At 57.4% G+C, this 13,430-nt stretch carries 11 protein-coding genes; 9 read left to right on the top strand and 2 right to left on the bottom strand.

Going from position 1 to position 13,430, the window contains the following annotated elements:
- Window positions 1–18: 18 nt before the first annotated feature.
- The 6 genes from hpt (at window position 19) to trpB (ending at window position 9,941) form a co-directional block, all read left to right on the top strand.
- Window positions 19–555: a hypoxanthine phosphoribosyltransferase gene (gene hpt, locus RRY12_01915; GenBank protein MEG2183411.1), complete on the top strand. Its 537-nt coding sequence runs from the start codon at window positions 19–21 to the stop codon at window positions 553–555.
- Window positions 556–636: 81 nt separating this feature from the next.
- Window positions 637–2,643 carry an ATP-dependent zinc metalloprotease FtsH gene (gene ftsH / locus RRY12_01910; GenBank protein ID MEG2183410.1) on the top strand — a complete coding sequence of 669 codons (2,007 nt, stop codon included), beginning with the start codon at window positions 637–639 and terminating at the stop codon, window positions 2,641–2,643.
- A gap of 150 nt (window positions 2,644–2,793) precedes the next feature.
- Complete coding sequence (uvrB, locus tag RRY12_01905) at window positions 2,794–4,848, top strand: excinuclease ABC subunit UvrB (protein ID MEG2183409.1); 2,055 nt, start codon at window positions 2,794–2,796, stop codon at window positions 4,846–4,848.
- On the top strand, window positions 4,772–7,606 hold the full coding sequence (uvrA, locus tag RRY12_01900; GenBank protein ID MEG2183408.1) for an excinuclease ABC subunit UvrA: 2,835 nt from the start codon (window positions 4,772–4,774) through the stop codon (window positions 7,604–7,606). Before uvrB ends, uvrA begins: the two co-directional genes overlap by 77 nt.
- Window positions 7,581–8,426 carry a 23S rRNA (guanosine(2251)-2'-O)-methyltransferase RlmB gene (rlmB, locus tag RRY12_01895; protein ID MEG2183407.1) on the top strand — a complete coding sequence of 282 codons (846 nt, stop codon included), beginning with the start codon at window positions 7,581–7,583 and terminating at the stop codon, window positions 8,424–8,426. The genes uvrA and rlmB overlap by 26 nt, the downstream gene beginning before the upstream one ends.
- 309 nt (window positions 8,427–8,735) lie before the next feature.
- Window positions 8,736–9,941 (top strand): tryptophan synthase subunit beta, encoded by a 1,206-nt coding sequence (gene trpB, locus RRY12_01890; GenBank protein MEG2183406.1) that lies wholly within the window; start codon window positions 8,736–8,738, stop codon window positions 9,939–9,941.
- Window positions 9,942–10,012: 71 nt separating this feature from the next.
- Here trpB and RRY12_01885 read toward each other — a convergent pair whose 3' ends face one another.
- Window positions 10,013–10,573, bottom strand: coding sequence for a DUF308 domain-containing protein (locus RRY12_01885; protein ID MEG2183405.1), 561 nt, complete (start codon window positions 10,571–10,573; stop codon window positions 10,013–10,015).
- Between the two features lie 141 nt (window positions 10,574–10,714).
- Here RRY12_01885 and RRY12_01880 point away from each other — a divergent pair, with 141 nt between their 5' ends.
- From RRY12_01880 to RRY12_01870, 3 genes are read left to right on the top strand one after another with little or no spacing between them, the layout of a single operon-like run.
- A complete protein-coding gene (locus tag RRY12_01880) occupies window positions 10,715–11,149 on the top strand; it encodes a DUF523 domain-containing protein (protein MEG2183404.1) in 435 nt (144 codons plus the stop codon).
- Window positions 11,150–11,803, top strand: a complete 654-nt coding sequence (locus tag RRY12_01875) for a HutD family protein (GenBank protein MEG2183403.1) — start codon at window positions 11,150–11,152, stop codon at window positions 11,801–11,803.
- Window positions 11,796–12,434 carry a hypothetical protein gene (locus RRY12_01870; GenBank protein ID MEG2183402.1) on the top strand — a complete coding sequence of 213 codons (639 nt, stop codon included), beginning with the start codon at window positions 11,796–11,798 and terminating at the stop codon, window positions 12,432–12,434. The genes RRY12_01875 and RRY12_01870 overlap by 8 nt, the downstream gene beginning before the upstream one ends.
- Here the strand turns inward: RRY12_01870 and RRY12_01865 are convergent.
- A complete protein-coding gene (locus RRY12_01865; protein ID MEG2183401.1) occupies window positions 12,412–13,395 on the bottom strand; it encodes a formimidoylglutamase in 984 nt (327 codons plus the stop codon). The two genes, RRY12_01870 and RRY12_01865, sit on opposite strands and share 23 nt — an antisense overlap.
- Window positions 13,396–13,430: the final 35 nt, after the last annotated feature.

The following is a 13,430-nucleotide window of genomic DNA, read 5'->3' as shown; positions in this document are numbered from 1 at the left end:
CAAAGGGAGTGCGTCGTTTTGGAATATAGAATAGGAAGAGTTTTGATTTCCGAAGAAAAGCTGAGGGAAAAGGTAAAAGAACTCGGCGAACGTATCCGCAGGGACTACGCGGGCAAGAGAGTGATATGCGTCTGCGTTTTGAAGGGCGCGGTGGTCTTTTTCGCGGACCTTGTGCGCGAGATAGGCCCTGAAGTCGACGTCCAGCTGGATTTCCTTGCGATCTCCTCCTACGGCGCTTCGACGAAGAGCAGCGGAGTCGTAAAGATACAGAAGGACCTGAACACGGATATACAGGGAAAGCACGTTATAATCGTTGAAGACATCCTTGACACGGGGCTTTCGCTCTCCTACATGAGCAAGCTGCTCAAAGAAAGAAGTCCAGAGTCGCTGGAGATATGCGTACTGCTTGACAAGGTCGAGCGCCGCACCCAGCCGGTCGAGGTGAAATATACAGGATTTACCATACCAGACGAATTTGTCATAGGATACGGGCTGGATTACAACGGAGATTTTCGTCAGCTTAAGGCGGTGCACATCGCCGAACCGGCGGAATAAAATAAACGAAACGGATCACCACTATCGGCGCAAGAGTCAGAGCGGAGATTTTTAAGAAGATAGAAAGCGAGGATTGAAAATTTGAAGAAGATATCTAAAAACGTGGGGATGTACATTGTCCTCATCGTGCTTGTCGTCAGCCTTGTCAATGTATTTCTCGGCCCCGACAGCTCGAATAAAAAATCAACACAGAGCGACGTGATGCCCTACAGCACCTTTATGAAGGAGGTAAACTCCGGCAATGTCACAAAGGTGAAGATAGATCACGAACAGCTTACGGGAACGCTGAAATCCGGCAAGGAGTTCACGACCTATATACTGGACGCGGCGACTCTGCCGCAGACTGTCGCGGAAAAGGGCGTCGAGGTGGAGATAGTGCCTCCGCCGAAGAACTCATGGCTTACGGCGCTTCTGACGTCGCTGCTTCCGACGCTGCTTCTCATTGGCGTCTGGATATACTTCATATACAACATGCAGGGCGGCGGCAGCAAGGTGATGGGCTTTGCGAAGAGCAAGGCGAAGCTGTTCCTTGACAACCGTCCAAAGGTCACCTTCGCGGACGTCGCCGGCTGCGACGAATCCAAAGAGGAGCTTGTGGAGGTCGTGCAGTTCCTTAAAGACCCGGCCAAGTTCACAAAGCTCGGCGCGAAGGTGCCGCGCGGCGTACTGCTGCTGGGCGCGCCCGGAACGGGAAAAACGCTGCTTTCGCGCGCAGTGGCGGGCGAGGCGGACGTGCCGTTCTTCAGCATCAGCGGCTCCGATTTTGTTGAAATGTTTGTCGGCGTGGGTGCCGCCCGCGTGCGCGACCTATTTGAGCAGGCGAGGAAATATCAGCCCTGCATCATCTTCATAGACGAAATAGACGCGGTAGGACGCCATCGCGGAGCTGGGCTCGGCGGCGGACACGACGAACGCGAACAGACGCTGAACCAGCTTCTTGTCGAGATGGACGGCTTTGAGGCGGGCGCCGGCATCATACTGATAGCCGCGACGAACAGACCCGACATCCTTGACCCGGCGCTGCTGCGCCCGGGCCGCTTCGACCGTCAGGTCGTAGTAGACCGTCCCGACGTGAACGGACGCCGCGACATCCTGAAAGTCCACCTTAAAGATATGAAGATAGAGCCCGGCGTCGACCTTGACGTCATCGCGCGCCGCACGCCCGGATTTGTCGGCGCGGACATTGCGAACCTCGTGAACGAAGCGGCGCTTCTTTCCGCGCGCCGCGACAAAGAGATGCTGGGGATGCCGGAATTTGAAGAGGCGATAGACCGCGTCATGGCGGGCCCGGAGCGCAAAAGCCGCATAATCAGCAAAAAGGAACGCGAGATAATCGCCTACCACGAAGCTGGGCACGCGCTGGTGGCCGCCAAGATAAAGGGCAGCGACCCGGTGCACAAGATCTCTATAATACCGCGCGGACATATGGCGCTCGGCTACACGCTCCAACTGCCGGAGGAGGACAGGTTCCTCGTCTCGCGTCAGGAGCTCTCCGATAAAATATGCGTGCTGCTCGGCGGCCGCGTCGCGGAGAAAATATGCTTCGGCGACGTGACGACGGGCGCGTCGAACGACCTTGAACGCGCCACTCAGATAGCGCGTCAGATGGTGACGCAGTTCGGCATGAGCGACAAGCTCGGCCTAGTCACGCTCGGCAGAAAGCAGCACGAAGTATTCCTCGGGCATGACATCGTGGACGACCGCAACTACAGCGAAGAGATAGCGCACATGATAGATGTTGAGATCCGCGCTCTGGTCGACGGCAGCATGAACAAGGCGCACGAGATACTTACGGAAAACCGCGAGCGTCTTGAGCTGATAACGAAGCTGCTGCTTGAAAAAGAGATACTCGAAGGCGACGAGCTCGACGAACTTCTGGGCTACCCGAAGAAGGAACACGCAGCGCCGCAGGAAAACAGCGCGGAGGCGGCCAAGCCTGAAAAGGACAAGGAGCCGGACGCGGAAGATAAAAAAGACAAAGAACCGGAGGAGGGCGAGCCTGATTCCAAGGCGGTTCTGAACGAAGCGCCGGACATAGAAGAGTTGGTCGACAGAAACATGAACGCGCCAATGGACGAAAAGAAATAACAAAGCCGAGCCGCTCTGAGAAGGGCGGCTCGATTTTCACGCGGCTCTATCGGTTTAGAATATATTTACTGTGTTAAGCAGCCTGTAAGTATGCTACAATTTGTCTGCTGAATAAATTTAAAAAACATTTAAAACAATAGAAAGGCGCAAATGGAAGACAGATTTAACCTTGTAGCTCCCTTTAAGCTCTCAGGCGACCAGCCGCAGGCGGTCGATAAACTTGTTCGCTCCTTCCGCGAAAGGGAGGGCGTGCATCAGACTTTGCTTGGCGTCACGGGAAGCGGCAAGACCTTCACGATGGCGAACGTCATTGCGGAGCTGAACCGCCCTACGCTCGTAATGGCGCACAACAAAACACTCGCGGCCCAGCTTTACAGCGAGTTCAAAGAGTTCTTTCCCGAAAATTCCGTCAACTATTTCGTGAGTTACTACGATTACTATCAGCCGGAGGCCTACATGCCGGCCTCAGACGTCTATATAGAAAAAGATTCGTCCGTAAACGAACGGATAGAAAGGCTGCGCCTCGCCACGACCAAGTCGCTGCTGGAACGCAGGGACGTTATCGTAGTCGCCAGCGTCTCGTGCATCTACGGGCTGGGAAAGCGCAAGAACTACGAGGACGCCATCTTCCGTTTCGCGCAGGGCGAGCGCTGGGAGCGCCGCGCCTTCATGATGCGCCTAATAGAAAATTACTACGAGCGCAACGACGTTTCGCTCGTGCCCGGCACCTTCAGGAGCCGCGGCGAAACGATGGAGATATATCCAGCCTACAGCGACACGGCGCTGCGCGTCTCCTTCTTCGACGACGAAATTGAGCGCATAGACGAGATAGACCCGGTCTCCGGCCATTCTCTGCTGCGCAAAGAGAAGGTGGGCATCTTCCCGTCTCAGCATTACGTCACAAGCTCCGACGCCATCCAGAAGGCCTCGGGCGCAATAGAGCGCGAGATGGAGCTTTGCTGCTCGAAGTTTGAGAGCGAAGGCAAATATCTGGAGGCGGAACGCCTTAAAATGCGGACAAAGTACGACCTTGAAATGCTGCTGGAGCTGGGCTACTGCTCCGGCATAGAAAATTATTCGCGCTACCTCGACGGGCGCGAGGCGGGCGACCCTCCGGGCACGCTGCTGGACTTCTTCCCGCAGGACGCGCTCATCTTTGTAGACGAGTCGCACATGACGCTGCCTCAGGTGCGCGGCATGTACAACGGCGACCGCGCGCGCAAAGAGGTGCTTGTGCAGCACGGTTTCCGGCTTCCGTCGTGCCTCGACAACAGGCCGCTGAAATGGGACGAGTATGAGCCGGTGCTAAAAAACGCGCTCTTTATCTCCGCTACGCCCGGCGACTACGAATTTGAACACTCCGACCACGTTGTGGAGCAGCTGATCCGCCCGACCGGCATACCGGACCCGGAGGTAGAGGTGCATAAGGCGACGGGGCAGGTGGACGACCTCATAGCGGAGATACGTCCTATCGTCGAACGCGGCGAGCGCGCGCTCGTTTCAACGCTGACGAAGCGTTCCGCGGAGGACCTTGCGGAATATATGGCGGAGCTCGGCATCAAGGTGCGCTACATCCATTCCGAGCTTGACACCTTTGAGCGTGCGGAGCTTCTGCGCGACCTGCGTCTTGGCGTCTTTGCCGTGCTAGTAGGCGTCAACCTGCTTCGCGAGGGCATAGACCTGCCGGAGGTCTCGCTTGTCGCCATCCTGGACGCCGACCGCGAGGGCTATCTGCGCGCACACCGCTCGCTGATACAGATGATAGGACGAGCGGCTAGAAACAGCGCTGGGCGTGTCATACTCTACGCGGACCGAATGACGGACAGCATGGCGCTCGCGCTGAAAGAGACGGAGCGCCGCCGCGCCTATCAGAATAAATTCAACGAGGAACACGGCATCACGCCGAAGACTATAATAAAGAGCATAAGAAACCTACTGCCCGACGAACTTCTGAGGGAGGGCGAAGAAAGCTACACAGGGCTTCGCGCGGCCTCTCCGGCGGCCGAAACGAGCGCGGAGGATATCGCGCTCATGGAAAGAAAAATGTGGGAGGCGGTCGAAAAGCTGGACTTTGAGAGCGCCGCCCAGTTAAGAGACGACATACAGAAATTGAAAGGCGGAAACGCGATTGGAACAGGAAATAAAAATTACAGGGGCAAAACAGCACAACCTAAAAAACATAAACGTAAATATTCCAAAAAATAAACTGGTAGTCGTCACGGGGCCCTCCGGCTCTGGCAAGTCGTCGCTTGCCTTCGACACCATCTACGCGGAGGGCCAGCGGCGTTACGTTGAGTCGCTCTCCTCATACGCGAGGCAGTTTCTTGGAATATCGGACAAGCCCGACGTAGACGACATCACGGGGCTCTCTCCAGCCATTTCTATAGAACAAAAAGGCTCAAACCACAACCCGCGCTCGACGGTGGGGACGGTGACGGAGATATACGACTATCTGCGCCTCTTGTTCGGACGCGCTGGAACGCCGCACTGCCCAAAGTGCGGCCGCGAGGTGCACCGCTACAGCGTCGATGAGATAATAGACATAATTTTCAAAGATTACGCCGGCAAGCCGCTTGAAATATTCTCACCCGTCGTAAAGGCTAAAAAGGGCGAATACAGAAACCTGCTGCTGAAGCTGCACCAGCAGGGCTATATGCGCGCGCGCATCGACGGCGCACTCTACTGGCTTGAAGAGGCGGTGGAGCTGGACAAGAAAAAACGCCACACTATAGAATGTCTCATCGACAGAATGCGGGTCAAAGAGGAAAACCGTTCGCGCTTAAGCGAGGCCATCGAGATGGCGCTGAAACTTTCGGACGGCTTCATTCTGCTTGCAACGGAGGGCGAGGCCGACAGGGAGCTCACCGAAAAATATGTCTGCCCCGTCTGCGAAATAAGCCTGCCTGACATCGAGCCCAGACTTTTTTCGTTCAACGCGCCGGACGGCGCCTGCCCGGACTGCGCGGGGCTTGGCTTCCATTCGCATTTTTCAGAGGAGCTTGCGGTCAACCCGGAGCTTCCGATAGGCGAAGGCGGCTTCATCCCGTGGAAAAGCATGAAATATATGCTCGTCAAGGCGGAGAAGCTTGCGGAGAAAAAGGGCTGGGATCTGAGCCGCCCCTTCCGCGAGCTTGCGAAGGAGATACAGCAGGAGCTGCTTTACGGCTCCGAAGAACAGCTGGAACTTGTCTTCACAGATAAAAACGGCGACTGGGAGTATAACGGAAAATACATCGGCCTCATGCCGTGGCTCGACAAGCGCTATAAAGAGACTGAATCCGAGATGGTGAAGGACGAGCTTGTGCGCTATCTTGTCGAGGACACCTGCGCCACCTGCAAAGGCAAAAGGCTGAAGCCGGTCGCTCTCGCCGTGACGCTTGGAAAATACAACATAGCGGACCTGACGGAGATGTCCATAGACGAACACCTCTGTGTGCTTGAAGAGCTGCACTTGGGCGAACGCGAGAGGAAGATAGTCGGCATCGCGCTCGTTGAGATAAAAAAGCGCCTTTCGTTCCTAAACGACGTCGGCGCGGGCTATCTGAGCCTTTCGCGCCGCGCGGACACGCTCTCAGGCGGCGAGAGCCAGCGCATTCGGCTTGCGTCGCAGATAGGTTCTCAGCTCACCGGCGTCCTCTACGTGCTGGACGAGCCGACCATCGGGCTGCACCCGCGCGATACGAACCGGCTGCTTGACACGCTGAAGGCCATACGCGACCTTGGAAACTCCGTGCTAGTCGTAGAGCACGACCGCGACACGATGGCGGCGGCGGACCACATTGTAGAGCTTGGCCCGGAGGCCGGAGAGCACGGCGGCGAGCTTGTCGCAAACGGCAGCGCGGAGGAGATAATGCGCGGAAACTCAAGCACCGCGCTCTACCTGCGCGGCGAGGCGGACGGGATATGGCGCCCCGGCCCGGAGCGCAGAAAGCCCGCCGGCCTCATAAGCGTTCGCGGCGCGCGTGAGAACAACCTTAAAAAAATGAACATAGACATACCGCTTGGCGTCTTTGCCTCGCTCTCCGGCGTCTCCGGCTCCGGCAAGAGCACATTTCTATATGAGGTGCTTTACAAGGGGCTGCGCGGAAAGTTCGACAAAGATTTCCGCGAGCGCTGCGGCAGATGCGATGGCATCACAGGCTACGAATCGCTGCGCAACATCGTGCTCGTAGACCAAAGCCCCATCGGGCGCACGCCGCGCTCAAACCCCGCCACCTACACGGGGGTCTTCACGCCTATACGTGAGTTCTACGCGCAGCTGCCGGAATCAAAACTGCGCGGCTATCAGCCGGGACGTTTCAGCTTCAACGTCAAAGGCGGACGCTGCGAATCCTGCGGCGGCGACGGCGTGCTCAAGGTCTCAATGCTCTTTCTGCCGGACGTCTACGTAAAGTGCGACGTCTGCAAGGGGCAGCGCTACAACAGGGAGACGCTGGAGGTGCGCTACAAGGGGCTTTCGATAGCGGACGTGCTGGACCTCTCAGTTGACGAGGCCATCGAGCATTTCGGCGGCATCCCGCGCATTGCAAACAAACTGAAGGTGCTCCAGGAATCGGGCCTTGGGTACATAAGGCTGGGGCAGCCAGCCCCTACGCTCTCCGGCGGCGAGGCGCAGCGCGTGAAGCTGGCGACGGAGTTGAGCAAGAAATTCCGCGGCAATACGCTTTACCTGCTTGACGAACCGACGACCGGGCTGCACTATACAGACGTAAAGAAGCTGCTGAAACTGCTGCACAAGCTTGTGGATCAGGGAAATTCGGTGCTCGCCATCGAACACAACCTTGACGTGCTGGCCTCGTCCGACTACATACTGGATTTGGGCCCCGAGGGCGGGCGCGGCGGCGGCAGGCTCATCGCGAAAGGAACGCCCGAAGAGGTGGCGCGGGCAAACGGCCCTACCTCGCTCTATCTGTCAGAATTTTTGGAGGAGATGAAAAATGGCGATGCCAAGAGAGAAAGATAAAAGAGATACAAGAGATTATTCAAGAGGCCAAAGAGACAACAGAAACAGACGCGCGCCGGAGACGGAAGGCGATAGGGCACCGTCGGAGGACATCTGCTGGGGGAGAAACCCCGTCATCGCGCTTTTGGAGGAAAACCCGGAGCGCTGCATGAAGGTGCTGCTTGCAAAAAACGTCCAGCCTCACATCTGGGCAAAAATATCGGAGCTTTGCCGCGCGGCGGGCATAGTCTTCCAAAACGTTGAGACTGTGGCGCTCGACCGCCTCACAAACGGAGAAAACCATCAGGGCGTAGCCGCCTACACCGCGCAGATGAAGGTCTGGGAGACGGATGAATTTATCGCGGAGCTTCCGGCGGCTCCCGCCCCCGTGCTCCTTTTGCTCTGCGACCATTTGCAGGACCCGCATAATCTGGGCGCCGTCATAAGAAGCGCCGAAGCAGCCGGCGCGTCGGCCGTCATGATACCAAAACGCGGCGGATGCCTGCCCACCGGCACGGTCGTAAAAACAAGCGCGGGCGCGGCGCTGAGGCTGCCGCTGGTGAAGACCGGCAACGTCTCGCAGACGATAGCCTCTTTGCAGGAGGCCGGCTTCTGGGTGACGGGGCTTGCCATGGAGGGGCGCGAAACGCTCTTCAAAGAAGACCTGCCGCCGCGCAGCGTCATTGTAGTGGGCGCGGAGGGCGAGGGCCTAGGCACGGCCGTAACGAAGGCCTGCGACGACATTCGCTTCATCCCGATGCGCGAAGGCGGCGCGGGCTCGCTGAACGCCTCCGTTGCGGCAAGCCTCGCTATGTTTGAATGGGCCAGAAGCAAAAGATAAAATCAAAGCGCCGCTCTTTACGCGCGAAGGCGCAGAGGCCGCATGCGGCGCGCCTATTTGACAACTGAGAAATTTGTGGTATTCTTGCTCCTATGAGAAAACTTGATTACGTAACGACTTCAAATAGATTTGGTTGGTGGCGCAGCCTCTAAAGCTGCCCGCCGGTTGCCCGTGCTTTTACGAGGTCCGAGTGGGTTCATTCGGGCCTCTTTATTTTTTGCGGAAGAGGATGGAACTTGCCTCTTCCGTTTTTTGTATCTTTGTATCACAGAAAAGACAAGCTGAGACTAGAACAGGAGGAATTTTATTATGAAACAGACAAACGACATGACGGCGGGTTTTCCAAACGGCGCGTATTACGGCGGCTTCGGAGGCTCCTATGTGCCAGAACAGCTGACGCCGATACTTGAAGAGATGGCAAAGGAATACGCCGAATGCAAGGCCGACCCGGAATTTAAAAAGGAATATCTGCGGCTGCTCAAAGAATATGTGGGACGCCCCTCCGCTCTTACGGAATGCAAAAACATCACAGCGAAAAACGGCGGCGCGCGCATCTTCCTGAAACGCGAAGATCTGAACCACACAGGAGCGCATAAAATAAACAACTGCATCGGACAGATACTTCTTGCAAAGAGAATGGGCAAGACAAAGGTCATCGCCGAGACGGGCGCCGGAATGCACGGAGTGGCGGCGGCCACGGTAGCGGCGCTCATGGGCATGGAGTGCGACATATACATGGGCGCGGTGGACGTGGAGCGTCAGGCGCCGAACGTGCTGCGCATGAGGGCGCTTGGCGCTACGGTCGTCTCCGTGCAGGAGGGGCAGAGGACTCTCAAAGAGGCCGTTGACGCGGCGCTTGGCGCGCTCTGCGCTGACACCTCAGTCTTTTACCTTCTGGGTTCCGCGGTCGGGCCCTATCCCTATCCCGAAATGGTGCAGGATTTCCAGCGCATCATAGGGGACGAGGCGCGCGCGCAGATACTAGAACGCGAAGGCCGTCTGCCCGACGCGGTAGTCGCCTGCGTCGGAGGCGGCAGCAACGCGATAGGCGCCTTCACCGCCTTCATAAAAGACGAAGAGGTGCGCCTCGTCGGGGTCGAGCCTTCCGGGCGCGGCCTCACCTATGGCAACCACGCGGCCAGCCTCACGATGGGCAAGCCGGGCGTGCTGCATGGGTTCAAAAGCTACGTGCTCACCGACGACGCGGGAGAGCCGGCTGAGGTCTATTCCATCTCGGCCGGGCTTGATTATCCCTCTGTTGGCCCCGCGCATGCGGCGCTTAAAGAAAGCGGACGCGCGGAATACATCTGCGCCTCAGACGACGACGCGCTTGCCGCCTTCCGCCTCCTCTGCCGCACGGAAGGCATAATCCCTGCGCTTGAAAGCTCGCACGCTCTGGCCGGCGCTCTGCGCCTTGCAAAAGAGATGAACAAAGATGATATCGTGCTGGTCAACCTCTCTGGCCGAGGCGACAAAGATATGGAGACCATCGAAAAACTTGGAATAATAAAATGACCGAAATGCAAAAGACGGCCCCTCAAAGAGCGAGAGGCCGTCTTTTTGCCTTTATTTGTTTTTACGGCGCGCTACAGTTTCTTTGCCGCCTCAGAGCATCCGCGTCCAAGAACTATCAGGCTGACGCCGCTGAATATGAAATTGATGCCAAGGATTATCCCTATCATAGAGGCTCCCGTAAAGAAATTGCGCCACATCATGACGGCCAGCACGATGCTCAAAATCCCGGAGACAAGTATCCACAGTGAACCGTTGATGGGGCGAAGCCGCACATATTCGGCGATCTTCGCTATGCCGTCAAGCACGAAATAGGCGGAGAGCATAAGGCTCAAAGTCATTATGCCGGCGAGCGGGTGCGTCAGGAATATGACGCTTGCCGCAAATGATATGACCGCCATGAAAGCTTGCTGCCACGGGCTGCCGCCGCCGCGCACAGCGGACCATGCGCCGAAGGCGTTGCCGGCCGCCACAGCCAGCAGCAGAAAACCGCAGAGCGTCTCAACGGCAAAAGAGGCAAGAAGGGGCATCGCAAGCGAGAGCGTGCCTATGACGAACATTATCCCGCCAACCCAGTAAAAACGTTTTTTACTCTTCTTCAGCGTTTCCGTGCTAAACTTTTTCGTAAATAACATATTCTTTTCCTCCCGCATTCTCAATCAAATCTACCTATTTGATTTTGATAGGATTAAGTATAACATATATGCGTAACAGTTAAAATTTTACAGCTATGCGGCGCTTTGCGCCCGTAAAACATAGCTTCGGAGGAATCGTACATGAAAATTCTAGTAAGCGCCTGCCTGCTTGGGCTGAACTGCCGCTACTGCGGAGGCGGATGCCTCAACGAGCGCGTCGCCGCGCTCTCTTTACGCCACACGCTCATCCCAGTCTGCCCGGAACAGCTCGGCGGCCTGCCTACGCCGCGAAACCCGGATGAGATACGCGATGGCCGCGTATATGAAAAAAGCGGCGCGGACAACACAAAGGCCTTTGAGCTGGGCGCGCGTGAGGCGCTGAAACTGGCGCGGCTGCTTAGCTGCGCGCACGCGGTGCTGAAGGAGCGAAGCCCTTCGTGCGGTTCGTCTGTTATCTACGACGGAACCTTCAGCGGTAACAAAATCAAAGGGGCCGGAGTGACGGCGAAGCTCTTGATGGAAAACGGGATAAAAGTTTTCAGCGAGGAAAATATTTCTGATTTGGAGGGGCTATAAATGTGCGCGATTACAGTTAAAGTCGTCAGGAAATCGGAGCTTGAGGCAAAAAAATGGAGCGGCGGCGTCACGACGCAGCTTGCCATCTGGCCGGAGGGCGCGGACTACGCCTCGCGTAAATTCGGCTGGCGCATAAGCTCCGCGATAGTCGAGGAAGAGGAATCGACCTTTACCGCGCTTCCCGGCGTGCACCGTCATTTGATGCTGCTTGACGGCGGCATAGAGCTGACGCACGAGTCGACTGCGCCGAAAAAAATGAAGCCGCTGACAGATGTCGCGGAGTTTGAGGGCGAATGGCTCACAAACTCAAAGGGGCGCTGCGTGGACTTCAACCTGATGACGACAGAGGGATACGCCGGCTCTATGGCCCCTGTGCCCGCCGGTGGAAACAGCGTCATGCTCCGGTTCTCGCAAAGCCCTCTTTGCTGGCGCGGGATATACGCGGTGACGGACGATCTGAAAATAGCGCTGGACGCGCCGGATAGCGCCTATAACGAAACGCTTGACGCAGGTGATTTTTTCCTGATGTCGTACACGCCGAACAACTGCGGCGAGATATTCCTCACAATAAGCCCTGCCGTCATGGATGTTCCGGCGGTCTCCGCCTCAGTGTGGGTCGTGCCCGAAGGCGTGGACGTCGTATGGGATGAATAGCGGCGCGCCAGTCATAAAACTCCAGTTCGCGGAAGGCTCGCGCTGGGAAAGCTGCGTCGTTCTGGAGCGCGGCGGCACAACGCGCGCGCTCTCTGCGATGCTGGAAAATTTTCACGCATGCGAGATTGGCGTAGAGGCCTTTTACCGCGAGCCGGCCTTCAAGGGCGACGGGCTTGCCTTCGTCGGGTTCAGGCTGCCGCTTGCTGAAGAAACTATTCGCGCCGTAAGCAGATGCGCGAACGGTTTCTTGGAGCGCGGCGCTTTCTCCGTGGGAGACTGCGTCGGGCTCTTTGAGAAAGAGCTGCGCCTGCCGCTCTTTCGCGCCGCGCCGTCGTTTTTGGAGCTGGGGCTTGTCAATCAATGGAAATCTTACGGCGGCCTTCTTTTCTGGAAAGAGGGCGCAGGAGAGCCGCTTTCTTCGCTCAATGAAGCGCTTGCCGGCTGCGAAAGGTTTCGCGGCGAGCTCGCGTCGCCTCCCGCTATAGAAGCGGGCCGTGAGAACCCTCTGCCTCACTGGGCAGGTTTTTCGGCTGCCGAAGAAGGCGCCTCCTGCGGAAAATTCCGCCTGGCGCGGCGGGAGCGGCTTGCGGACATTATATCGGCCGCCTTTACCGCTCGCACAGACCTCTGAAAAATGAGAATATGGCGGACGCCGCAAGCGCCGCCGTTCTGTGGTCCTCGTCAAGCGGCGGAGAGACCTCCATTATATCAAGATAGCGCACCTTGACGCTGCGCCCGGCAAGATAGGCTATTTTATCCAGCTCCGGCGCTTTGAGGCCGCTTGGGTTGCTCGCAGAAGCCCCCGGCGCCTCCGTGCTGCGCACGGCGTCTATATCAAGCGACACCGCGACCGCGCGGTTGTTTTGCCCCGCGGCGGACAACGCCTGTAAAAAGAATTCCATGACGCGCTCTGAGACTTCGCGAAGCGTGACGACGTGTCCGCCCTGCTCCAGCACCCAATGATAATAATAGGGCGAGTTGTACTGCTCCTGTATCCCAAATTCCACAAAGGCGTGCCCCTGAAGCGCGCCGTCCGGCAGCTGCGTCAGCGCGCGGTAGAAAGAGGTGCCGCTGTTGATGCCGTTTTCGTCGCTGCGCACGTCAAGGTGCGCGTCGACGTTTATAAGCCCCATGCCGTCGCGTTCTATCTTCGCGCCGCGCACAAGCCCGGCCACTCCGGGGTAGGTGAGGTCGTGCCCGCCGCCCAGCACTATCGGCACGCCGCCGCGCGAAACGATGTCGGCCACCGCCGCCGTCTCCGCCTCGTGGACCGCCTCAAGCGAAAGCCCCTCCGTGTCAAGGTTACCCGCGTCTATGACCGCCAGCTTTTCAAAATCCATTGAAAAACCGGGCGTCAGCCTGTAGAGCCTGCGGCGGATGTCGTCAGGGCCTGCGGCCGCTCCGGCGCGCCCTTTATTTGCCGTGACGCCGCGGTCTTCGGGCACTCCGAGAATGACGACGGTATCCTGCTTCACGTCGCGCAGCGACGCGCGTTCTATGAGCTCGCCGAGCCGCCTGTCCTTGGGGTCGTTCCTGCTGTAAAATAGATCTCTGTCGGCTTTGTTGAGTCTGTATTTTGCTTTGCATTCCATAAAGATGTTCCTCCAACGTTCAATAACAATTCAGA

This window comes from Cloacibacillus sp. (assembly GCA_036655895.1).
Classification (GTDB): Bacteria; Synergistota; Synergistia; order Synergistales; family Synergistaceae; genus JAVVPF01.
Note: the sequence above shows the minus strand (reverse complement) of the source record. Positions and strands in the feature narration are given on the sequence as shown.

Bases quoted from the DNA above. Each gene is read 5' to 3' on its own strand.
- RRY12_01865 (MEG2183401.1), bottom strand. From the start codon at position 13,395: ATGGAATGCAAAGCAAAATACAGACTCAACAAAGCCGACAGAGATCTA.
- RRY12_01880 (MEG2183404.1), top strand. From the start codon at position 10,715: ATGAAAATTCTAGTAAGCGCCTGCCTGCTTGGGCTGAACTGCCGCTAC.
- rlmB (MEG2183407.1), top strand. From the start codon at position 7,581: ATGGCGATGCCAAGAGAGAAAGATAAAAGAGATACAAGAGATTATTCA.
- RRY12_01885 (MEG2183405.1), bottom strand. From the start codon at position 10,573: ATGTTATTTACGAAAAAGTTTAGCACGGAAACGCTGAAGAAGAGTAAA.
- RRY12_01875 (MEG2183403.1), top strand. From the start codon at position 11,150: ATGTGCGCGATTACAGTTAAAGTCGTCAGGAAATCGGAGCTTGAGGCA.
- uvrB (MEG2183409.1), top strand. From the start codon at position 2,794: ATGGAAGACAGATTTAACCTTGTAGCTCCCTTTAAGCTCTCAGGCGAC.
- trpB (MEG2183406.1), top strand. From the start codon at position 8,736: ATGAAACAGACAAACGACATGACGGCGGGTTTTCCAAACGGCGCGTAT.
- RRY12_01870 (MEG2183402.1), top strand. From the start codon at position 11,796: ATGAATAGCGGCGCGCCAGTCATAAAACTCCAGTTCGCGGAAGGCTCG.